General features: G+C 56.8%; 18 protein-coding genes. 12 read left to right on the forward strand and 6 right to left on the reverse strand.

The annotated features are described in order from the left end of the window. Window positions 1-94 precede the first annotated feature (94 nt). Together ACREYP_RS11090 and ACREYP_RS11095 are read left to right on the forward strand one after the other, a co-directional pair. Window positions 95-859: a siderophore-interacting protein gene (locus ACREYP_RS11090; protein WP_336818641.1), complete on the forward strand. Its 765-nt coding sequence runs from the start codon at window positions 95-97 to the stop codon at window positions 857-859. A gap of 11 nt (window positions 860-870) precedes the next feature. Then, entirely contained in the window at window positions 871-1446 is a 576-nt protein-coding gene (locus ACREYP_RS11095; protein ID WP_008458805.1) for a PadR family transcriptional regulator, read from the forward strand. 74 nt (window positions 1447-1520) lie between these two features. On the opposite strand, the gene yidZ is transcribed toward ACREYP_RS11095, so the two are convergent. The 3 genes from yidZ to ACREYP_RS11110 form a co-directional block, all read right to left on the reverse strand. Beyond that, window positions 1521-2501 carry an HTH-type transcriptional regulator YidZ gene (gene yidZ / locus ACREYP_RS11100; protein ID WP_008458807.1) on the reverse strand — a complete coding sequence of 327 codons (981 nt, stop codon included), beginning with the start codon at window positions 2499-2501 and terminating at the stop codon, window positions 1521-1523. Next, window positions 2470-3654, reverse strand: coding sequence for an MFS transporter (locus ACREYP_RS11105; RefSeq protein WP_336818642.1), 1185 nt, complete (start codon window positions 3652-3654; stop codon window positions 2470-2472). The genes yidZ and ACREYP_RS11105 overlap by 32 nt, the downstream gene beginning before the upstream one ends. 204 nt (window positions 3655-3858) lie before the next feature. After that, on the reverse strand, window positions 3859-4371 hold the full coding sequence (locus ACREYP_RS11110; protein WP_336818643.1) for an SRPBCC family protein: 513 nt from the start codon (window positions 4369-4371) through the stop codon (window positions 3859-3861). 114 nt (window positions 4372-4485) lie between these two features. Here ACREYP_RS11110 and ACREYP_RS11115 point away from each other — a divergent pair, with 114 nt between their 5' ends. Beyond that, the gene (locus ACREYP_RS11115) at window positions 4486-5385 is read left to right on the forward strand and encodes a LysR family transcriptional regulator (RefSeq protein WP_336818644.1); all 900 of its coding nucleotides are present in this window, start codon (window positions 4486-4488) and stop codon (window positions 5383-5385) included. On the opposite strand, the gene ACREYP_RS11120 is transcribed toward ACREYP_RS11115, so the two are convergent. Together ACREYP_RS11120 and pqqU are read right to left on the reverse strand one after the other, a co-directional pair. Further along, window positions 5362-5817 carry a GNAT family N-acetyltransferase gene (locus tag ACREYP_RS11120; protein ID WP_008458817.1) on the reverse strand — a complete coding sequence of 152 codons (456 nt, stop codon included), beginning with the start codon at window positions 5815-5817 and terminating at the stop codon, window positions 5362-5364. The genes ACREYP_RS11115 and ACREYP_RS11120 overlap by 24 nt on opposite strands. A 47-nt stretch (window positions 5818-5864) precedes the next feature. Further along, complete coding sequence (gene pqqU / locus ACREYP_RS11125) at window positions 5865-8012, reverse strand: TonB-dependent receptor (protein WP_498881365.1); 2148 nt, start codon at window positions 8010-8012, stop codon at window positions 5865-5867. Window positions 8013-8239: 227 nt separating this feature from the next. On the opposite strand from pqqU, the gene ACREYP_RS11130 reads away from it, so the two are divergent. The 3 genes from ACREYP_RS11130 to ACREYP_RS11140 are packed head-to-tail and all read left to right on the forward strand — an operon-like array spanning window position 8240 to window position 10054. Then, window positions 8240-8800, forward strand: coding sequence for a fasciclin domain-containing protein (locus ACREYP_RS11130; RefSeq protein WP_008458820.1), 561 nt, complete (start codon window positions 8240-8242; stop codon window positions 8798-8800). Between the two features lie 43 nt (window positions 8801-8843). Beyond that, window positions 8844-9398 (forward strand): RNA polymerase sigma factor, encoded by a 555-nt coding sequence (locus ACREYP_RS11135; protein ID WP_008458822.1) that lies wholly within the window; start codon window positions 8844-8846, stop codon window positions 9396-9398. Beyond that, window positions 9395-10054, forward strand: a complete 660-nt coding sequence (locus tag ACREYP_RS11140; protein ID WP_166992357.1) for an anti-sigma factor domain-containing protein — start codon at window positions 9395-9397, stop codon at window positions 10052-10054. Before ACREYP_RS11135 ends, ACREYP_RS11140 begins: the two co-directional genes overlap by 4 nt. A gap of 82 nt (window positions 10055-10136) precedes the next feature. Here ACREYP_RS11140 and ansP read toward each other — a convergent pair whose 3' ends face one another. Next, window positions 10137-11585, reverse strand: coding sequence for an L-asparagine permease (ansP, locus tag ACREYP_RS11145; protein WP_008458826.1), 1449 nt, complete (start codon window positions 11583-11585; stop codon window positions 10137-10139). Between the two features lie 210 nt (window positions 11586-11795). Here ansP and ACREYP_RS11150 point away from each other — a divergent pair, with 210 nt between their 5' ends. The 6 genes from ACREYP_RS11150 (at window position 11796) to ACREYP_RS11175 (ending at window position 21381) form a co-directional block, all read left to right on the forward strand. After that, the gene (locus ACREYP_RS11150) at window positions 11796-12923 is read left to right on the forward strand and encodes an efflux RND transporter periplasmic adaptor subunit (RefSeq protein WP_166992363.1); all 1128 of its coding nucleotides are present in this window, start codon (window positions 11796-11798) and stop codon (window positions 12921-12923) included. Continuing rightward, window positions 12920-15976, forward strand: a complete 3057-nt coding sequence (locus tag ACREYP_RS11155; RefSeq protein ID WP_498881366.1) for an efflux RND transporter permease subunit — start codon at window positions 12920-12922, stop codon at window positions 15974-15976. The genes ACREYP_RS11150 and ACREYP_RS11155 overlap by 4 nt, the downstream gene beginning before the upstream one ends. 2 nt (window positions 15977-15978) lie before the next feature. Further along, a complete protein-coding gene (locus ACREYP_RS11160; protein WP_008458831.1) occupies window positions 15979-16665 on the forward strand; it encodes a heavy metal response regulator transcription factor in 687 nt (228 codons plus the stop codon). Next, complete coding sequence (locus tag ACREYP_RS11165; protein ID WP_166992369.1) at window positions 16662-18065, forward strand: heavy metal sensor histidine kinase; 1404 nt, start codon at window positions 16662-16664, stop codon at window positions 18063-18065. The genes ACREYP_RS11160 and ACREYP_RS11165 overlap by 4 nt, the downstream gene beginning before the upstream one ends. 191 nt (window positions 18066-18256) lie before the next feature. Beyond that, complete coding sequence (gene etsA / locus ACREYP_RS11170) at window positions 18257-19444, forward strand: macrolide efflux RND transporter periplasmic adaptor subunit EtsA (protein ID WP_008458833.1); 1188 nt, start codon at window positions 18257-18259, stop codon at window positions 19442-19444. Further along, the gene (locus ACREYP_RS11175) at window positions 19441-21381 is read left to right on the forward strand and encodes a MacB family efflux pump subunit (RefSeq protein WP_008458834.1); all 1941 of its coding nucleotides are present in this window, start codon (window positions 19441-19443) and stop codon (window positions 21379-21381) included. Before etsA ends, ACREYP_RS11175 begins: the two co-directional genes overlap by 4 nt. The last annotated feature ends 2 nt before the right edge of the window (window positions 21382-21383 follow it).

The raw sequence follows: 21383 nt of genomic DNA on the forward strand, positions 1-21383 counted from the left end.
ACCTGGTGATAACGCCGCAAAATGATAAAGACAGCCGCTGTGTCGTGCTCTAAGATATGTCTATGATATATCTTACACACCTAAAAGGTACGCTATGACAACGCAAAATAACGCTAAAAAAGTGCCGGTTCGGGTTCGTAACGAACTGAAGTTTCGTGAATTAACGGTTAAAGCGAAAACGCTGATTGCCAATACGTTTTACCGTCTGGTCTTCACCAGCCCGCAGCTGGCGGATTTCTCTTCCCAGGGATTTGACGACCACATCAAAGTCTTCTTCCCGGCTGAAAATGGCGAATTCACTCCGCCGCAGGTCAACAGCGAGGGCATTGTCTGGGGAGCGGGGGCTCGCCCACAGTCGCGTGACTATACGCCGCTGGATTTCAATGCCGAACGCGGTGAATTAACCCTGGATTTCTATTTGCACGACGGCGGCGTAGCCAGCAGCTGGGCGAAATATGCGCAGCCGGGTGACAAGCTGTTCATCGGTGGCCCACGGGGCTCTCTGGTCACCCCAACGGATTATCACTGGCAGCTGTACGTGACCGATGAAAGCGGGCTGCCTGCGGTGCGCCGCCGTCTGCAGTCGCTGAGTCAGGATGTTCAGGTCGAAGTCCTGGTTAACTGCCACCATTCCGACAGCCTGGGCTATCTGAACGAATTCCCTGCGGTAAATGTGCGGGCGTTAACTCACGCGGAGATCGCCGGGTACCTGAAGCAGATTGAGATCCCTGCCGACGACTATTACATCTGGATTGTTGGCGAAGGCAAAGAGGCTAAAGCGCTGGGAGATTACCTGCTGGAAGTCCGCGCCCTGGACGCCGACCTGGTACGCGCCGTCGCCTACTGGCATGACAAATAAGGTCCCAAACTATGCGTATTCATCATCTGAGACAGCACAAATGCGAGCGCCACGAACAGCATCGCGGCAGGGGCGGTCATGGCCGCCATGAGCAAAGCCACCCGGAGGGGCGCGCTCGCCATCGCCGCGAACGTCTGTTTGACGCCAACGATATCCGCCTGCTGATCCTGCATCTGCTGGCAAATGGCCCGGCCCACGGCTACGAACTGATCAAATCCATCGAAGGGATGGCGAAAGGGGAATATGTGCCGAGCCCCGGTATTATTTACCCGAACCTGACGCTGATGGAGGAGATGGGCTTTATTACGGTGGGCGAAGGGCAAAGTGGGAAAAAATCCTTCACGCTGACGGCGGAAGGACAAACCTCGCTTGAAGAGCAGCAGCTCGAACTGGAAGCGGTGACCACTCGACTCGCTACCCTTGGCGTTCTCGGCGACAACCGCCGTTTGCCCGAAGTGCAGCGGGCTATTCATAATTTTAAAACGGCGCTGCACGCCAAACTGGGCAGCGCCGAGCTGTCGAAAGAGACGCTGTATAAGATTATCGACACGCTGGATCAGGCGGCAAAAGACATCGAACGCAGCTAGAGCCTGCCCTGGCGCGGGGGAAGAAACATTCACTCGCGCCGGGATTCTATCGGCCTTGCTTAGCTGGAAAACGTTTAGACGTTGGCTGTTTTACCGGCGATAACGAGATCGGCATAAAGCGCCTTAATCGCCTGCCTGAGCCAGATAATTTTCGGGTTATGGCGGTTACGTTTGTGCCAGATCATCATATAGGGTGCCCGGAATTTTTGCAGAAGCCCGGCATCAAACGGCAGCGGGCGGGAGACCAGCGGCAGGTGGTGAAGCTGGCCGTAATGCCGGCAGTAGCCCGGAGCGGTCGTCAGCAGAGAGTGCCCGGGCTGAGCGGCCATAAACAGAGACTGCTCGAATCCCGGCAGGCTCAACGCAATATCCCGCTTGCGCCCCATTTCTCTCAGGATATCATCCAGCGCCCAGGTATCGCTTTGTTCCCAGTAAATGCTGATATGGGGATAGCGCAAAAAAGTGTCCAGGTTCCACTCTTCCTGGAGAGCCGGATGATCTTCCCTCAGCCAGACACAGGGAGAGTCATAAAAGAGCACTTCACAGTCGATAGACAACGGCAGATTCAGCTGCCCTTGAGAACGCGGATAGCTCTCACGACCGGTGAAACCAACATCCACACTTCCACTCGTAATGGCGTCCAGCGCGTCGTAATCCCAGTGATGCAGCCTGATAGTCGCCTGAGGATAGCGCTGATAAATCTGCTGCGACAGGGCATTGAACATGATCATCATCAGCGGTAATTCAACCACAAGCTCAAACTTCAGTCCGCTCGGCGTCTCATGGTGAGCGTTATCCAGCAGTTGATGGCTCATTTGCATCCAGTCCGCCAGTTCCTGCGCCATGCTTACCATCAGTGGCGTAGGGACGAGTCCCTGAGGAGTATTTACAAATAATGAATCATCAAACCACGCCCGCAGTTTTGCCAGCGATTTGCTGATCGCCGAAGGCGTGACGCTCAGCCGTTTTGCCGTGCGGGTGACGCTGCGCTCCTGCATCAGCAACTGCAGGCAGAGCAGCAAATTAAGATCGAGGCTGTTGATTGTTTTCTTCATACTCAACTACGGCTCTGGGAGAGGCGACAAGGAAAATCAGTAAAAGGCTGACAATGCTACAGCCAATCAGAATTCCGATCAGCATATTCAGCGCATCGATACGCAAAATGGCGGCCAGCCATATCCACAATGATGAACCACACACCTGTGCCACTCCGAGCGTTGAGCTGGCTACCCCTGCCCGAAGTGAAAATGGCCCCAGCGCCTGGCTCATGGCCACGCCAAATCCGACGGAGAAACCTGCGCACACAAGCGTGAGTCCGACCAGCGTGAGCAAGTTTGAATCGGCCATGCTCAGGAGCAGACCCGCCGCCAGAAACAGCGTCTGAGACGTTATCATCATTGTGCGGGGCTGAAATATGCTCAGGGCAAACGGAGTAGAGAATGAAACGCTCATGCTGACGACGGCCGTTAACGCCATTGTGGTGGCGTATTCCCCGCGAGCTAAGCCCAGCCCCTCCATCAATAACACGGGGGAGGTGTTAACGAAGGTGAGGATGTCCGTTACGCTAAGGGTTGTTATGGCCAGCCGACTGAGGAAGAAACGGTTAATCAACGACTCGGCTTTCGGCAAAGAAACCAATGAGCTGGCACCGTTGGCTGCTGGCCTCGTCTCTTTCAGTACCAGCAGGGAAAGCAGCAATACCGCGAGCCCCATTCCGGTCAGGGTATAGAACAAACTTTGCCACGGGAAAATAAGCATAATCAGATGCCCCAGCACCGGCGCCATCACCGGCACGATGCAGGTGATTCCGTTCATTAACGAGAGCACTTTGGTTCTGCGTCGCTCATCCAGGGCATCCCGCAGAATTGCAAAAGCGACCACGTAGCAGGCTCCCGCCCCGATCCCCTGACCCAGCCGGCCCGCCAGAAACAGCGTGCTGTGCTGCGCCGAGGCGCATATCAGGGAGGCGGCAATAAAAATTACCGAACCGAATATTGCCACCGGCTTACGCCCCGAGCGGTCCGCCACGCGGCCGGCAAAAAGCATGGAACAGGCCATTCCGGCAAGATAAACGGAGAAGGCAATATGAAGCTGCGCCTCGCTGGCGTTAAGATCGGCCGCAATACGCGGTAAACCGACCAGATACATATCAATGCCCGCAGGGTAGAGCAAAATCAGGGCAAAACTGCAGATTAGAAAGCGTGTCATGGCGTCCTCAGTGTAATAGCGACGCTCAGCATAAGGGGAGAATCCTGCAGATACGAATTGCCATCTGGACAACACTCTTTTCCTGTGAGGAAATCAACACGCGATACGGTCGGGGAGAGCGCTGGCCGATGAGGAACAGCGCTACATGGTGGGTATTTTATAACGCTGGCAGACGGCACAGACGGCGGGGCAAAAACCTTAACGCTATTTCTTCTGGCTCAGCGCATAATTTGCCAGGCCGCAAATCCACTCCTGATGTGCGTTTAGCATAGGGTTAGGCAACGTCCTCGCCAGGTCACGCGCGGGCTGCCCGTTTTGCGTTTCCTGAGTCAAGATGCGTACCCGGCCAGACGATAGATTCTCAATCAGCCAGGCGTGATGCACGTCCAGCTCTGGGGACGCTTCGCTGCCAACCCAGCCGTGCCAGGCGAGACGGCCTGGGATTTCCCCCTGCGGGGCGACAAACTCCACCACTTCGGCTTCAACCGGGAAACTAAAGGTCGTAAAGCGGAAGCGCGACCCTGCCGTTAACGTCGGCCCGCTGGCATCATGAAACACAATATCGGACACGTTGCTGTAATAGCGTTCCCAGGCCGAGGTTTGCGTCAGCCAGCGCCAGACTTCGCTGGCGTCCAGCCCGATCATAATGATTTCGTTAGAAGCGAAGTTGTCGCTAAAACCGGGGATAAAGCCCTGCGGCCAATGAATTGAATGCATGTTGGATTCCTCACGTTTCGTTGCTGTGAGGCGAGAATATCGACACGCTGGATATAAAACCAATCGTCAAATTTAATCTCAGATATAATGTAATTTTATATCTGGAGGCAAGCGATGCGCGATTTACGCAGTCTGGATCTTAACTTACTGAAAACCTTCGATGCGTTGCTGCAGGAGCGCAGCGTAACTCGCGCCGCCTCGCGCCTGTCTCTGACGCAGCCTGCCGTCAGCGGGATGTTGACGCGGCTGCGCGAAAGCTTCGACGATCCGCTGTTTATCCGCAGCCAGCGGGGCATCGTGCCAACGGAGCGAGCGTTACAGCTCGAGCAGCAAGTGAAACGCATCCTGCACGAAGTTGAACTGCTGCTGCGCCCGGCTGAGTTCGACCCTAAAACGTCTACGCTGACGTTTACCCTCGCGGCCACGGACTATGCGCTGCAGGCCATCGTGCTGCCTTTTATTAATGCACTCCGGCGTGAAGCGCCGAATATGCGCGTCTCGGTGCGCCCGCCGGTTGACGGCCAGCTTCAGCCGATGCTGGAAAGCGGCGAGCTGGACCTTTCCATCATGACGACTTTTTCGCTGTCGGCTGACCTCCACGTTCACACGCTGTATGAGGAGCATTACGTTTGTGCGATGGGGCAGCAGCATAGCCTGGCCCGGCAGCGGACGATCACCCTGGATCAGTTTTGTGCCTGCGATCATGCGCTGGTGTCGTGGAGCGGTGGGGAGTTTAGCGGCGTGACCGACAGCGCTTTGCAAAAAATAAAGCGTTCGAGGCGGGTTAGCCTGTCGGTGCAGAGCTTCTTATTTTTAACCGAGATTTTAAAAACCAGCGATCTGATGGCCGTGGTACCCGCGAGGCTTATTGCCGGACAAGCGAGTATCGTCAGCCATCAGCCGCCGCTGGCGATCCCTGGTTTTACCAAAGTCGCCGCATGGCATGAGCGCACGCATCACGACAGCGCGCACCGATGGGTAAGGGAGTTGTTATTTCGCAGCTGCGGGGCGTGATTTTTCGAAGCGAATATCTTCCCCACCTTGCTCACCCACGGCCAGCCAGCCGTGGCGCTGATAAAACGCAGCGGCGCGGCTGGCTGCCGCCGTTTCAAGCCAGATAGTGGGCTGCTGAGCAAAGAGAAACGCCTCGGCTTTTTCCAGCAGCAGTCTGCCGACGCCCTGGCCTTCAAACTGAGGCAGAACGAACATGGCAAACAGGCAGGCTTCTTCGGCAATCGCCATCGAGAAACCGGCCGGCTCACCCTCCACGTCTGCCAGCCAGATACACGGCGATTCGGCAATAATATCGGCAATAGTCTGTGGTGTGATGCCCATTTCGGCCATTTCTTCGCGCGACAGATGATTCTCTTTGACGCTGGTGCGGATGGTGAAAATAGTCTCGATGTCCGCCAGGGTGGCATCCCGAAGGGTGAGATTAGGTGACATAAAATTCCTTTTTAATCTCCCCCGACAAAAGCCGGAGGGGAAAAAGCTTACTGGAAGCTGTAGCTGACGTTGACGCCCACGCCATAGTTACGCCCTGGCGCTGGCTCGAAATAGCGGCCATTGCCTTCATTGACAATCACCGACCCGACGTAATCGCGGTCGAACAGATTATCAACTCGTCCCCAGATGTCCAGCAGCCAGTTTTGCCGCACGTGAAGCTTGTAGCCGGTATTCAATCCCACGGTGGTCCAGGTCGGGGCTTTGGCGCTATTCTGGTCATTCGCCTGGATATCGCTCATGTAGTGAACATCCGCGCCCGCATACCAGCCATCTTCAGGCGCGTAGCCAAACGACGCGTAACCCATGTTGCGGGCGATGCCCGGCATTCGGTTACCGCGGCAGTCATTTGCCCCGCATACGTTGGTGCGGTAGGTCGCCTCCAGGTACGTCCAGGCCATTTTCAGTCGCCAGTCGGCGGCAAACTGCTGATCGAGAGAAAGTTCCAGCCCACGGCGGCGAGTTTCGCCGGCATTTTTATAGGTGGTACGCCCGCCACTGCTTTGATCAACCACGATCTCATTATCGGTGTCGGTCTGGAACAGGGCGGCGGTAAACAGGCCATTGCCAACGCGGTTTTTGCTGCCTACTTCTACCGTTGTGCTGGTGGACGGCTGCAGAGCAAAGTTAAGCCCGGCCGCGCCGTTGTCGCGGTAAGAAAGCTCGTTAATGGTCGGCGTTTCAAACCCACGGCCAGCGGAAGTGTAAATATTCCAGCCGTCGGTGACGGCATATTTCAGCGACGCCGCAGGCAGCCACTTGTGATAGCTGGCGCTGCCGCTGTCGTCGCCGTTTGTCCCGACGATGTAATAATCGTTGGAATCAAAATAGACCGAGCTGTAGCGCATGCCCGCATCCAGGCTGAGTTTGTCGGTAAGCTGCCACGTGGTTTGCAGGTACGGGTCGAGGTTCCACATCAGGTTGCGTTCGTTGCGGCGCAGATTGCCCTGTTCGCCGAGCACCGTGGCGCCGTTCACCGTCACGAAATTCTCGTAGCCTTTGCGCTTCTCGGTCATCGTCTCGTAGTCCAGCCCGGTGGTGAAGCTGACCGGCACGCTGCCGAGTTCGCCGTTGTGCGTCCAGCGGGTATCAATGCCCTGGTAATGCCTTGCCAGTTGGATCACGCCGCCTGGATGGTTTGCGTTTTTTTGCGCTGACACAGGAATGGACTGATACTGCGTTGTTTCGCGCACGCCCGCGTACATCATCACGCTCAGGTCATCGTGTTCGCTGAGCTGACGGTCGTAGCGCAGGCCGCCCTGGGTTTGCTTCGTTGTTTTCCTCGTATTGTACTGATCGGCGCGGGGTGCCTGCGTTGGGTTATCGCGCCACTCTTGCTCGGTCAGGCCGCCGGGATCGTTGGCGTCAATATCCACGCTGTTGAACAGCAATGTCAGCTTGCTGACATCGTTCAGGCGGACGCCGAGTTTCGCATTCCCAAGATTCTTCTGCGCGCTGCTGTGGTCACGGTAGCCGTGCGTGGTAAAGCGCGAGGCAGAAATTGCATAGTCCACATCCCCGGCCTGCGTGCCGTCGCCGGTTGAGCCGGTGGCCTTCACGCTGTTGCGCCAGCTGCCAAAGCTGCCGTAGTAACTACTGGCCTCAACGGTTGGCGGCTGTCGGCCTGTTTCCGTTTTGACATTAACCACGCCGCCGGAAGAGTTACCGTAGAGCGCGGAGAACGGGCCGCGAAGCACTTCCACGCTGTCCACGCTGTTCAAATCAATATTGGACGTTTGCCCCTGGCCATCGGGCATCGTGGCAGGAATGCCATCCACATACATGCGCACGCCGCGCACGCCGTACGTCGAGCGTGAACCAAAACCACGCACGGAAAGCTGCAAATCCTGAGCATAGTTTTGGCGGTTTTGAATTTGCAGGCCCGGTACGCTGCCGAGGTTTTCCGACAGGTTTATCCGGGGAGCAGCCTGGCGCAAATCATCGCCATACACCACGCTGACCGCGGCTGGCGTATCGAGCTCAGAAACGGTTGTCGGTTTAGCGGTGACCAGCAGCGTAGATTCGTCTTTGGGCTGTGTGTCAGCGGCTTGCGTAAAACCGGGAGTGAAAGCCGGGATCAGGAGAAGGGAAAGGGCGGTTTTATGCGTGTGGAGCGTTTTTTTCTGGGGTTTCTTCATCGGGGAGTGTTTTACGGTATGCGCAATTGTCAGAATTGTGAACTGTATATGTTAGTTCCTGTGTGTAAGTTTTGAAAATTATTAGCGCACGTAACGTTAACAATAAGTTATGACTGATGAAATTAACGGCGAAATATTTTTAATTTTTTCTGCATCCAGCGGCGCACCCTCAATCGTATATCAGACTGTGAGCAACTCTCTTGCTCCCTACAATTGAGGAATTCAACATGAACAAGTATTTTACCTCCGCCGTGTGCGCCTCTGCTTTCTTCAGTACGCTGAGCATTGCCTCAATGACGAACGATTCCGTAATGGTCGGCGGGGCTGCGATGTACCCGTCAAAAAATATTGTTGAGAACGCCGTGAATTCTAAAGATCACACCACGCTGGTTGCGGCGGTGAAGGCCGCAGGTTTAGTGGATACGCTGGAGAGCAAAGGGCCGTTTACCGTCTTTGCCCCAACTGATGCCGCGTTTGCCAAACTGCCGGCGGGCACGGTCAGCAACCTGGTGAAACCAGAAAATAAAGCCACGTTGACCAGCATCCTGACGTACCACGTGGTGGCAGGGAAATACGACATGAAAGCGCTGGAGAAAAAAATCCAGCAGGGTGGCGGCAGCGCAGAATTAAAAACGGTGAACGGCCAGCCGCTGTGGATCATGAACAATGGCCCGCACAATATTCAGATTAAAGACGGGAAAGGCAACATCGCCAATATCAGCACCTATGACGTGAACCAGAAAAATGGCGTGATAGACGTGATTGATACCGTACTGATGCCGAAGTGAGTGTCTATACTCGATCCAGGCCCGTCGCCTGGTCGAGAAAATTATGGATAAAACTCTGGTAGAACAGCAGGTAAAACTGATGCGGGCGGTTGCTGAAGGCGACCGCCGCGCATTTGAACAACTCTATCGCCTGACGTCCCCCCATTTGTTTGCCGTGGCGCTGCGTACCGTGCAGCGCCGGGCGTTGGCCGAAGAGATTCTGCACGATGCTTTTCTCACGGTATGGAATAAAGCCTCAGGCTACGATCCGGCCATCAGCGCCCCCGTGACCTGGCTGACCCACATCGTTCGCAACCGTTGTATCGACTGGCTGCGCAGCGGCCAGTCCCGCGCGGCAAATCAGGAAGACGAACTCAGCGACAATGCTGCGGAAATAGAAAGTGAAGGGGACAACGGCTGGGGCGATGAACAGCAGGCAGGCCGCCTGCGCGGTTGCCTGGACAATTTGACCAGCGAGCAGCGGCAGAGCGTGGTGCTGGCCTACTACCAGGGGATGTCCCACGGCGATATCGCCGACTGGCTACAGCAGCCCCTAGGCACGGTGAAAAGTTGGATTCGGCGGGCGCTGGATCACCTTAAGGATTGCGTCGGACTATGAACAGCAGCCAAGAAATAGATAACGCCCTGGCCTCTGAATACGCGCTGGGCACGCTGCGCGGGAGTGCCCGGTTGCGCTTCGAAAAACGTCTCCATGCCGAGCCGGATCTCGCCGCGCTCGTGGGCCGCTGGCAAACCCTGCTTGGTGGCCTGGACAGCCAGACCCAGCCGCAGCTTCCGCCGGAAACGGTGTGGAAGAAAATTCAGCTTAGCCTGCCGCCCGAGCGGAATGCCGTCGTGCGCTCGCGTTGGAACTGGAACTATCTTGGCTGGGCGCTCGCCGCCGGGCTTGCTGCAGTTGCGCTGGTGCCATACTTCAGTAGCAAAGCACCGGAGCTGGCACCGCTTATGGTGCTTAACGGTGCCAGCCAGCAGGGGCAGTGGCTGGTGAGCGCCGACAGCGACCGTAAAACGCTGCGCCTGACGCCGCTGCAGCTGGCCTCCGTCTCCGCCAGCAATAGCCTGCAGCTGTGGGCTATCCCGGTTGGCGCGAAGCCCGTCTCGCTTGGGCTTTTGGACAGTAAATCGGTGACCCAGGTGAGTAACGGAAACGTGACATTGTCACGAGGTGTGACGATCGCCATCAGCCTGGAGCCGCAGGGCGGTTCGCCAACCGGGCAGCCGACGGGGCCGGTAGTGTATAGCGGGGTGTTGTGAATAAGTTTACTGCGAATGTGATGGCGATGGAGGGGATACGTGTCCCCTCTCCCCGGTGGGGAGAGGGTTAGGGTGAGGGGCACTACTCGTGGTGATCGTGGACCTGCTGAGCCACTTCATGCACGCGCTTGCGAGCGCCAAACCAGCCCAGCGTCAGCAGAATCGCCAGCACCGGAATAGAAGCAATCGTGAACGTCCCGTTCGGGTAATCCATCGCCATCAAGACCAGCACGCCAAGCAGGAACAGCAGCGTCAGCCAGGAAGTAAACGGCGCGCCCGGCAGCTTGAAGCTCACGTCGTCCGCTTTCCCTTCTTTAATCGCCTTGCGCAGGCGAATCTGGCACAGCACGATAAACGCCCAGGAGGTGATGATGCCCAGAGACGCCATATTCAGCACGATCTCAAACACCTGCGAAGGCACCAGATAGTTGAGGAACACGCCAAGCACGTACACGCCGCTGGTGACCAGAATCCCGGCATACGGCACCTGATTCTTGCTCATTTTCGACATGAACTGTGGCGCGGAACCGCCCATCGACATCGAACGCAGAATACGCCCGGTGCAGTACAGGCCGGAGTTCAGGCTGGAGAGCGCGGCGGTTAACACCACGATATTCATCACGTCGCCGATGTAAGGCACGCCGAGCTTCGAGAAGAAGGTCACGAACGGGCTTTGTCCCGCCTGATAGGCGTTCCACGGCAGCAGCAGAACCAGCAGCACCACGGAGCCAACATAGAACAGGCCGATACGCCAGATAACGCTGTTAATGGCCTTCGGCACCATGGTTTTCGGGTCTTTACATTCCCCAGCGGCGGTACCCACTAATTCGATAGAGGCGAAGGCGAACACTACGCCCTGAATCAGTACCAGCGCAGGCAGCAGACCGTGGGGGAAGAGACCGCCGTTATCGGTTATCAGATGGAACCCGGTGCTGTTACCGTCAATCGGTTTCCCGGTGCCGAGGAAAATGGTGCCGACGATCAGGAAGGCGACGATAGCCAACACTTTGACCAGCGCAAACCAGAACTCCATCTCGGCGAACCATTTCACGCCAATCATGTTCATCGCCGCAACCACGGCGAGCGCGCCGAGGGCGAAGACCCACTGCGGCACATCGCCGAACGCGCCCCAGTAATGCATGTAGAGCGCCACGGCGGTGATGTCCACGATACCGGTCATCGCCCAGTTGACGAAATACATCCAGCCGCAAACGTAGGCGGCTTTTTCACCGAGGAATTCACGGGTGTAGGAGACGAAACTGCCGCTGGACGGGCGATGGATAACCAGCTCGCCCAAAGCGCGGAGGATGAAGAAAGAGAAAATGCCGCAAACCAGATAAATTAACGCCAGCGCGGGCCCTGCTGCCTGCAGGCGCGCACCAGCGCCGAGGAACAGGCCGGTACCGATGGCACCGCCGATAGCAATCATCTGCACGTGGCGATTGCCCATCGCCTGGTGATACCCCGAATCCTGAGAATTCAACCAGCGCCGTTTGGCGGCGCGGTGTTCCGCTTCAGTCTTTGTTTTCATTGAGATTCCTGTCTGCCTTTGAGTTAAAAAGCGCCGTCCTTTTCCGCCCGTTAATTCTGGCTGCGGAGGCCGTGAAAAAGAGGGCGAGGAATCCTGGCAGAAAATTGAATGAGAAGCAAAATTACAAACTTGTCATTTTAGTGGCGGCGTTCTGTTGGTGTGACGGGCGTAACATTCCTGCTATACCGGGACTCAGAGAAGCGCTGCATCATGAACATAAAATGGTCAAAAAAAGGGCTGGCGATGGCCTGCGTGCTGGCAGGGGTGGCAGGACTTTGGCTGTACTCCCAGGCTTCATCGCCGGCAACGCAAAAGAAAACGGCGCTGCCGAAAGTTAGCCTGATAGCCGCGGCCAGCCAAACGCTGCCGCTAACGTTCTCCACCCAGGGGCATCTCGTGTCGCTCAATGAGGTGGATATTCGCGCGCAAATCACCAGCCCGGTAAGCCAGGTTGCCTTCCACGAAGGGGATTTTGTTAAGCAAGGGCAGCTGTTGTTTGTGCTGGATGATGCCGAAGAGCAGGCCGCGCTGGGTCACGCCCAGGCCCAGTTGGGGGTCATTAAAGCCGAGCTGGATAAAGCCGCTCGCGACCTCAGCCGTGGCCAGCCGCTGCTGAAAACTCACTACATTTCGTCTTCAGACTGGGATGCGCTGGTCAGCGCGCAACAGCAGGCGGCGGCGCAGTACAAGTCCGCCCAGGATGATATACACACCGCCCAGGCGCAGCTCGCCTATACCCGCATTTACGCGCCTGTTAGCGGCAAAACAGGCGCATTGAACGTGCATATCGGCAGCCTTGCGCAGCCGGGCAGCACGCTACCGATGGTCAGTATTAATCAGTTTGACCCGATTGGCGCAGAATTTACCCTGCCGGAGCAGGATCTCAACGCGGTGGTCGCCGCGCAGCATCAGGGGCCGGTGGAGGTGCAAGTGACCGACGCCAGCGGAAAACCGGTGACCGGCACGCTCAGTTTCATTGATAACACCGTCAGCCAGGACAGCGGCACGGTGAACTTTAAAGCCCGCTTTGCGAACGGTGAAAACCAGCTCTGGCCGGGGGCCTATCAGAACATTACGGTCAGCGCGGGCAGCACGCCGAATGTCGTTGTTTTACCGCCTCAGGCCGTGCAGGACGGCCCCGACGGGCATTTTGTCTACGTTATCGACGCCCAAATGCACGCCACAACGCAACCGGTCACATTGTTGCGCATCCAGCAGCAAATGGCGGTGGTGAGCGGCATTCAGCCCGGCATGAAAGTGGTGCTGGAAGGGGCCAACGCCCTGCGTCCGGGAATGGCCGTGAAGGTGGTTAACGCGCCAGCGGGGTCTGCATCATGACATTTGCCGAACAATGCCTGAAACGGCCAATTGCCGTGATGCTGCTTTGGCTGGCGGTGATGGTCGCCGGCGCGGTGTGCTGGTTTAAACTGCCCATTGCCGCGCTGCCCAACTACGACACGCCGACGATTCAGGTCAGCGCTTCGCTTTCCGGAGCCAGCCCTGAAACCATGGCTTCGTCGGTGGCGACGCCGCTGGAGAAAAAGCTGTCGACCATTCCCGGCGTGGTGAACATGACCTCCAACAGCCTCGAGGGCGCCACGACTATCGTCATTGAGTTCGATCCGTCCCGGGATATTGATTCGGCGGCGGTGGACGTGCAGTCCGCGCTGTACCAGGCGTTAAAGCAGCTGCCGTCGCAGATGACCACGCCGCCGTCATTCCGCAAAATTAACCCGGCGGATGCGCCGATCATTCAAATTGGCATCGATTCCCCTTCGATGGCGCTGTCTGACCTGAACCGCTTCTCGGATGACCTGATCTCACCGGCGCTTTCCACCCTGAACGGCGTGGCGCAGGTGACGGTGCTGGGGCAGAAACGCTATGCCGTGCGCGTGGAGGTCAACCCGGACAAGCTGGCGGCGACAAATCTGACGCTGGAAGATGTACATACCGCGCTCGCGGCCGCCAACGACAACTCACCGATAGGCGAACTGGACGGTAAACGCCAGATGGTGATGCTGCAAACCAGCGGCGATTTGCGCAACGCTGCAGACTTCGCCAAAGTCATTGTCGCCACGCGAAACGGCCAGCCGGTCAGGCTATCAGATGTGGCCACCGTGCAGGACAGCATTGAAAATACGCTGAGCTACAGCGCTGTGAACGGTAACCGCGCGATTGTACTCAGCGTGCAGCGTCAGCCCGGCGCGAACATTGTTTCCACCATCGATGCCATTCGCCAACTGATGCCTAAACTGCAGGCGCAGATGCCGTCGTCGGTGAGCGTGAAGTTTCTGAACGACCGTTCGCTGTCGATCCGTGCGGCGATTCATGACGTGACGTTAACTCTGCTGTTGACTATCGCCCTTGTGGTGATGGTGATCCTGATGTTCCTGCGCCATATTCGGGCGACGATCATTCCTGCGCTCAGCCTGCCCATTTCTCTGCTCGGCGCCTTCGGCCTGATGTACGCCTTTGGCCTGAGCCTGGACAATATCTCGCTGATGGGGTTGACCATTGCCGTAGGCCTGGTGGTGGACGACGCGATTGTGGTGCTGGAGAACATCATGCGCTACATGGAAGAAGGGGAAACGCCGTATCGCGCCGCGCTGAAAGGGGTGAAAGAGGTAGCGTTCACTGTTATCTCCATTTCGCTTTCCCTGGTCGCGGTGTTTATTCCGATCTTCTTTATGCCGGGGACGATTGGCTTGCTGTTCCACGAGTTTGCCTATGTGGTGTCGCTGACGATTCTGGTTTCGGCTGCGGCATCGTTGACCATTATTCCTTTGCTGGTCCCTAAACTTATCCGCGAGCACACGCCGGAAGACAAACCTGAACCGCGCTGGAGCCAGGTCTTTGAGCGTGGGTTCGAAGCGCTGCGCCGCCAGTACGGGAACGGGCTGGAATGGGCCGTGTCTCATCGCGTGATTATGATCGGCGTCGCGCTCAGCACGATTGCGCTGACCATCGGCCTGTACTGGTTTTCACCGAAAGGCTTCTTCCCGCAGGAAGATATCGGGCAGATCACCGCCAGCATTGATGCGCCGCAGGATATGTCCTATCTCGGTCGGCTGGGCGTGGCGCAGCAGCTGGGTAAAACGCTGATGAAAGATCCGAGCGTCAGCGACGTACTGACCCGCGTTGACCACGACACCACGCAGCTAAGCCTGACGCTAAAAGATCAAGGCCAGCGCCCGCCGTTGGACGCGGTACTGAAACAATTGCGTTCGGAAACCGGCTATTTGCCGGGCATTAAAGTTTACTTTAGCCCGGTGCAAAACCTGCGCGTGGGCGGCCGCAGTGCGAAAAGCAGCTACCAGTACACTCTGCAGGCGGTCAGCAGCGGCGATACCAGCCTCAACGACTGGGCCAACCGGCTGATGGCAGAAATGCAAAAAAGCGGGGTGTTTGTCGGCCTGAATACCGACGCCCAGCTCAACGGGCTACAGGCGCAGTTGGTCATCGACAGAAACAAAGCTTCGCTGATGGGCGTGGATATTCAGCAGATTCGCGACACGCTGTATGACGCCTTCGGGACTTACCAGGTGTCGACAATTTATGCCCCGGAAGACAGCTATGAAGTGATCATGGAAGTGCAGGAGCCGTTCCGACAGGACGAAAGTGATTTGTCGAAAATCTATGTCCGGTCATCAAGTGGGGCGCTACTGCCCATCACCACCTTTACAACGATTTCGCGCACCCAGGGCGTGACGGCGGTCAACCACCAGGGGCAGTTGCCGGCGATTACGCTTTCGTTCGACCTTGCGCCGGGGAAATCGCTGTCGGATGCGACGGCGGCCATTGCCCAGGCCCAGCAGGCGATTCATCTGCCGTCTTCGGTGTTTGGCACCTACGCCGGGCAGGCGGCGCTGTTTCAGCAGTCCCAGAGCAGCCAGATCTGGCTGATTGTGCTGGCGCTGGCGGTGATTTACGTGATTCTCGGCGTGCTGTATGAAAGCTGGATCCACCCGCTGACCATTCTGCTTGGTCTGCCGTCGGCGGCAGTGGGCGCGCTGCTCGCGCTCAGGCTGTTTAATCTCGATCTTACGTTTATCGCGATGATTGGTATTCTGCTGCTGATAGGTATTGTCAAAAAGAACGCTATCATGATGATAGATTTCGCGTTAGTGGCGCAGCGTGAACACGGCATGACGCCGCATGATGCGATTATGCAGGCCTGCTTGCAGCGGTTCCGCCCGATTATGATGACCACGCTTTGCGCCATCATGGGGGCGATCCCCATTGCGCTTGGCCTGGGGGCCGGGGCCGAGCTGCGCCAGCCGATGGGCGTGGCGATTGTCGGGGGGCTGCTGTTCTCGCAGCTGATCACCTTGTTTATTACGCCGGTTCTGTTCCTGCTGTTTGACGGCAACCCACAAGGAACGAAGGAGTGACGATGAAAATTCTGCTGGTGGAAGATCAGAAAATGGCCTCGGAGTACATTGCCAAAGGGCTGCGCGAGAACGACTTCGTGGTCGACGTCGCCGGGAACGGTATCGACGGCCTGCATTATCTCCTGACCACTGACTATGACCTGGCGATCCTCGACGTGATGCTGCCCGGTATTGACGGCTGGAAGATCATTGAAATGGCGCGGCAGGCCGGAAAACAGACGCCCATCATGTTTCTGACCGCGCGGGATGATGTGGAGGACAGAGTCCATGGCCTCGAACTCGGCGCGGAAGATTATCTGATCAAGCCCTTTTCCTTTAGCGAGCTGTTGGCGCGTGCGCGGGTGATTCTGCGCCGCTCCGCGCCACCCACCGCCATTCTTGAAGAAAATCTGCTGCAGGTGGGCGATCTGAAGCTCGATTTTCTGCGGCACAAAGTGTCCCGCGCCGGGGTGCGAATAGAGCTGACGCAAAAAGAATTTTTGCTGCTAAGCCTGCTGATGCGCCGCTCGGGTGAAGTGCTCTCCCGCACGGTGATTGCCGAGCAGGTGTGGGACATGAATTTTGATCCGGAAACGAACGTCATAGACGTCGCCATCCGCCGTTTGCGCAACAAAATTGATGACGGTTTTGAGGATAAATTACTCCACACCCTGCGCGGCGCGGGGTACGTGCTGGAATTACGCGGATGATAAAACTGTCGCATTTGTCGATCACGGCGCGCCTGACGCTCTACTTCTCCGTCACGATGGCCATCGTGCTTTACAGCGTGTCCGGCGTGCTTTATTCGACCATGCGCCAGCAGCTCAACCATAAAGATGAGCTGGAGCTGCAAAGTTCTATCCAGTTCCAGCAGGAAATTGCCACGGCGATTGGCGAGCGCCAGGACAACGGAGAAGAGTGGCAAACCGAGCTGCTGGAGTCCGTGGTGCGGCAGGAGCGCCTGTCGCTGCGCATCTTCAGCCCGGAAGGTAAGGTGTACGCGCAATCCAACAATATGGTTATCCCGGAGCAGGACTTTCCGCTGCCGGGCCCCGGGTTTAGCTACCGGGAATGGCATTATCGCGCAGAGAATATCCGGCAAAAATACTTAATTACCTCCACGCTGTTCACCCTCAAAAATAACCAGAAATGGCTGGTGCAGGCGGCGCTCAACGTCTCCGGCAACAACGAAATTATCAACACCTATTACAAGCGAATGCAGTTTTTCGCCGCGTTGGCGATTCTGCTGTTTGCCGCCTTTGGCTGGTGGCTTGCCCGAAGGGGATTAGCGCCGCTGCGCACGATCACCACTGAAATTGAGAAAATTCACGCCAACGATCTGCATACCCGGATCCTGGATCAGCGCTGGCCGCCGGAGCTGAACGCGCTGGCGGCGTCGTTTGACCGCATGATGATGCGCCTTGAAGCCTCGTTCCATCAGCTAAATCGCTTTTCCTCGGACATTGCCCACGAGCTGCGCGGGCCGATAAATAACCTGATCTCGGCCGCCAGCGTCATTCAGACCAAAGATCGCAGCGCCGAAGAGTATCAGGACACGCTGGCGGCAATCATTGAAGAGGGCGAACGTCTGTCGCGCATGATCTCCTCTATGCTGTTCCTTGCCAGGGCGGACAACAGCCGCGAAGTGCTGAATGCCGAATGGCTCAGCAGCGCCCATGAATTCGAAAAACTGATTGGTTTCTACGACATTCTGGCAGAAGAAAAAGAGATCACCCTCGAAAGCCGGGGAGACGTTTCATTCTATGCTGACCCGCAGCTTATCCAGCGCGCGCTTTCCAATCTGCTCTCTAATGCGCTGCGCCACACGCCAGAAAAGGGACATATCACGCTCAGCGCAAAAATTGCCGATGAACGGGTGGTATTGAGCGTGAGTGATAATGGCGAAGGCATCAAACCCGAACATCTGCCGCTGATTTTTGATCGCTTTTTCCGGGGAGAAGCCTCCCGCAGCGCCACGGAAAACACCGGACTGGGGCTGGCGATTGTGAAAACCATTGCGGAACTGCATGGCGGCAAAATCAGCGTGGTCAGTGAGCCTGGGCGCGGCAGCACGTTTACGCTGTCATTGCCGCTGCACGACAAAGCCTGAGTACCGCAGAATAATCTCTTCTGGCAGGAACAATATTACGCGGCATGAGTCTCAGTGACTTAACAGGTAGCCTTTTGTGCCGACCTGACTAAAATCCAAACAGATGAAACGTGTTTAGCTCCAGTAGAGACTGGGGCGTTCACTATGAGTTTCTGGGATCATCGCTTTTATTGTTATGGAAAACCTGCCCAATGCTATTGAAACACTTTTCTCGCCGTGCCATTGCCGTGGCCGTGGCGCTGATAATTGCCCTCACCATCGCTCTGTTCTTCTTCCTCAGAAGCCCCGATACGCCTGATTATGTCACGGCTCCCGTACGCAAAGGCGATATCGAAAACTCTGTCCTGGCAACCGGGCGAATCGATGCTATCGAACGCGTTAACGTCGGGGCACAGGTTTCAGGCCAGGTCAAGTCGCTCAAAGTGAAGCTGGGCGACCATGTCACCAAAGGGCAGTCCATTGCCGACATTGATGATGTGCCCCAGCGTAACGACCTGCGTAACGCCGAAGCCGCACTCAATGTGGTCAAAGCCGAACTGCAGGCTAAGCAAGCGCTCCTGAAACAGTCTGAATTGCGGTTCAAACGCCAGCGGCAAATGCTGAGCGAGGACGCCAGTTCGCGCGAGGATTTTGAGTCTGCGGAGGCTACGCTCGCCACTACACGGGCGGAATTACTCTCACTGAATGCCAGGCTTGTCCAGGCGCAAATCGAAGTAGATAAGAAAACCGTCGATCTGGGTTATACCCGAGTCGTTGCGCCAATGGACGGCGTAGTTATTGCCGTGGTCACGCAGCAGGGGCAGACGGTGAACTCCAGCCAGAGTGCGCCGACGATTATCAAGCTGGCTCGTCTCGATGTGATGACCATCAAAGCACAGATCTCTGAGGCCGATATCACCCGTATTTCTCCGGGACAAAAGGCCCGTTTCACGATTTTCTCTGAGCCGGACAAGCACTATGACGCGACGCTGCGCACCGTTGAACTGGCGCCAGAGTCGGTAATGAAAGATGACTCTCTTGCCGGGAGCAGTTCGGCATCAGGGTCTGGCACCTCAAATGCTTCCGTTTACTATAACGCGCTGCTCGACGTGCCTAACCCAGACAATCGCCTGCGTATCGCGATGACGGCACAGGTCACGCTGCTGGCCGGTGAAGCCAAAGATGCGCTGCTGGTCCCGATTCAGGCCGTGCGTAAAGCTGAAGGGAATAAGCAGGAGGTGCAGGTGCTGCTGGCTGACGGCAGGCTGGAAGCCCGAGAAGTGAAAACCGGGATCACCAACAGCGTCGATATTCAGATCCTCGAAGGGCTAAAAGTCGGGGAAAATGTCGTGCTGTCACAGCCGGGTGAGAAAGCGCCTGGGGAAGGGTTTGTGCTGTGAGTAACATCATCGAGCTGAAGGGCATTAGCCGGACCTACGGTAACGGCGGTCAGGCGCTGACCGTGCTGAAAAATATCAATTTGACCATTGCCGCCGGGGAAATGGTGGCGATCATCGGTGCATCAGGATCGGGTAAGTCGACCCTGATGAATATCATGGGCTGTCTCGACGTGCCCGACAGCGGCGATTATTACATTGGCGGGCAAAATGCCGCCCAGCTTTCGCCGGATGAACTGGCCCGGGTTCGGCGGGAGCATATCGGCTTTATCTTCCAGCGCTACCATCTGATGCCCGACCTTAGCGCGCTGGGCAACGTCGAGATCCCCGCTATTTATGCCAACACCGAGCGTGACAAGCGCCGACTGCGTGCCGCCGCACTGCTGGGCAGACTGGGCCTGGAAGGCCGTGAGCATCATAAACCCGGCGAGCTTTCTGGCGGCCAGCAGCAGCGCGTCAGTATTGCCCGCTCGTTGATCAATGGCGGGGAAATTATTCTGGCCGATGAGCCAACCGGCGCGCTGGATTCTCAGTCAGGCCAGGAGGTCTTAGCCATCCTGAGCGAACTTAACCAGCGCGGTCATACGGTCGTGATGGTGACCCACGACATGAAGGTGGCCCAGCACGCTCAGCGCATTATCGAACTGCGAGACGGTGAAATTATCGCCGATAGCGGCAGCAAGGTCACCGCCACGCAAACTTTGCCGCCGCCTAACCGTACCCGCCAAAGCCGCTGGCAAAGTATGCTCGACCGCACGCGTGAATCGCTGCAAATGGCGCTCAAAGCGATGAACGCGCATCGTTTACGCACCACGCTCACCATGACCGGGATCATTTTTGGTATTGCCGCCGTTGTGACCGTCGTGGCACTGGGCGAGGGCGCGAAGCAAAAGACGCTGGAGAATATTAAAGATCTGGGCACCAACGTGGTGAGTATCTATCCCGGGCGAGATTTCTTTGATGACAGTATTGAGGGCATCCGTACTCTGGTGCCGGCTGACGCCGAGGCGCTGGCAAAACAGGGATTTGTCGATAGCGTAAGCCCGGAGGTAAGTGCCTCAGACAACATTCGTTTTCTGGGTAAGTCTGCAACCGCGTCTATCAACGGCGTAGGGCGAGATCACTTCCGCGTTAATGGCATTCAGCTTCTGGAAGGAACCACCTTCAGGGACGACCGTACCGCCCTGCAGGAGGTCATTATTGATGAAAATGCCCGCAAAGCGCTGTTCGACGCCGCCGGATTACAGGCGCTGGGGCAAATTGTTTTTCTTGGTTCTGTGCCGGCACGGGTGGTAGGCATTGCCCAAAGCAATAACCGGAGCTACGCGCCAAACCGCATTACCGTGTGGATGCCCTACAGCACGGTGATGTACCGCATGGTAGGCAAGCCAGTGCTGACCAGCATCAGCGTTCGGCTGAAAGACAATGTGGCAAACGAAGCGGCGGTGAGCGCTATCTCCCAGCTACTTACTCAGCGCCACGGCGTAAAAGATTTCCAGCTCTATAACTTCGAACAGATCAGAAAATCTATCGAGCGTACCTCGATGACCTTCAGCATTTTAATTCTGATGGTTGCCTGCATCTCGCTGATGATCGGCAGTATCGGCGTGATGAACATCATGCTGGTGTCGGTCACCGAACGAACCCATGAAATCGGCGTACGAATGGCGGTAGGCGCCAGGCGGAGCGACATCATGCAGCAGTTTATGATTGAGGCCGTATTGGTCTGCCTGATTGGCGGCGCGTTAGGTATTGCGCTGTCGTATGCCGCCGGAGCGCTATTTACCGCCCTGGCCGGCGGGATGTTCACGGCTATTTATTCGTGGCAGGCCGCCGCCGCCGCGTTTTTCTGTTCAACATTAATCGGCATGATCTTCGGTTATCTCCCCGCCCGCAAGGCGGCAAGGATGGACCCGGTCGTTTCACTGGCCAGCGAGTAACC

Origin of the sequence: Enterobacter sp. TMH.L2 (assembly GCF_050847315.1) — a bacterium.
In the GTDB taxonomy this organism is placed as follows: domain Bacteria; phylum Pseudomonadota; class Gammaproteobacteria; order Enterobacterales; family Enterobacteriaceae; genus Cedecea.

Bases quoted from the DNA above. Each gene is read 5' to 3' on its own strand.
- ACREYP_RS11160 (WP_008458831.1), top strand. From the start codon at position 15,979: ATGAAAATTCTGCTGGTGGAAGATCAGAAAATGGCCTCGGAGTACATT.
- ACREYP_RS11140 (WP_166992357.1), top strand. From the start codon at position 9,395: ATGAACAGCAGCCAAGAAATAGATAACGCCCTGGCCTCTGAATACGCG.
- ACREYP_RS11150 (WP_166992363.1), top strand. From the start codon at position 11,796: ATGAACATAAAATGGTCAAAAAAAGGGCTGGCGATGGCCTGCGTGCTG.
- ansP (WP_008458826.1), bottom strand. From the start codon at position 11,585: ATGAAAACAAAGACTGAAGCGGAACACCGCGCCGCCAAACGGCGCTGG.
- yidZ (WP_008458807.1), bottom strand. From the start codon at position 2,501: ATGAAGAAAACAATCAACAGCCTCGATCTTAATTTGCTGCTCTGCCTG.
- ACREYP_RS11110 (WP_336818643.1), bottom strand. From the start codon at position 4,371: ATGCATTCAATTCATTGGCCGCAGGGCTTTATCCCCGGTTTTAGCGAC.
- etsA (WP_008458833.1), top strand. From the start codon at position 18,257: ATGCTATTGAAACACTTTTCTCGCCGTGCCATTGCCGTGGCCGTGGCG.
- pqqU (WP_498881365.1), bottom strand. From the start codon at position 8,012: ATGAAGAAACCCCAGAAAAAAACGCTCCACACGCATAAAACCGCCCTT.
- ACREYP_RS11130 (WP_008458820.1), top strand. From the start codon at position 8,240: ATGAACAAGTATTTTACCTCCGCCGTGTGCGCCTCTGCTTTCTTCAGT.
- ACREYP_RS11120 (WP_008458817.1), bottom strand. From the start codon at position 5,817: ATGTCACCTAATCTCACCCTTCGGGATGCCACCCTGGCGGACATCGAG.
- ACREYP_RS11135 (WP_008458822.1), top strand. From the start codon at position 8,844: ATGGATAAAACTCTGGTAGAACAGCAGGTAAAACTGATGCGGGCGGTT.
- ACREYP_RS11095 (WP_008458805.1), top strand. From the start codon at position 871: ATGCGTATTCATCATCTGAGACAGCACAAATGCGAGCGCCACGAACAG.
- ACREYP_RS11155 (WP_498881366.1), top strand. From the start codon at position 12,920: ATGACATTTGCCGAACAATGCCTGAAACGGCCAATTGCCGTGATGCTG.
- ACREYP_RS11165 (WP_166992369.1), top strand. From the start codon at position 16,662: ATGATAAAACTGTCGCATTTGTCGATCACGGCGCGCCTGACGCTCTAC.
- ACREYP_RS11105 (WP_336818642.1), bottom strand. From the start codon at position 3,654: ATGACACGCTTTCTAATCTGCAGTTTTGCCCTGATTTTGCTCTACCCT.
- ACREYP_RS11115 (WP_336818644.1), top strand. From the start codon at position 4,486: ATGCGCGATTTACGCAGTCTGGATCTTAACTTACTGAAAACCTTCGAT.
- ACREYP_RS11090 (WP_336818641.1), top strand. From the start codon at position 95: ATGACAACGCAAAATAACGCTAAAAAAGTGCCGGTTCGGGTTCGTAAC.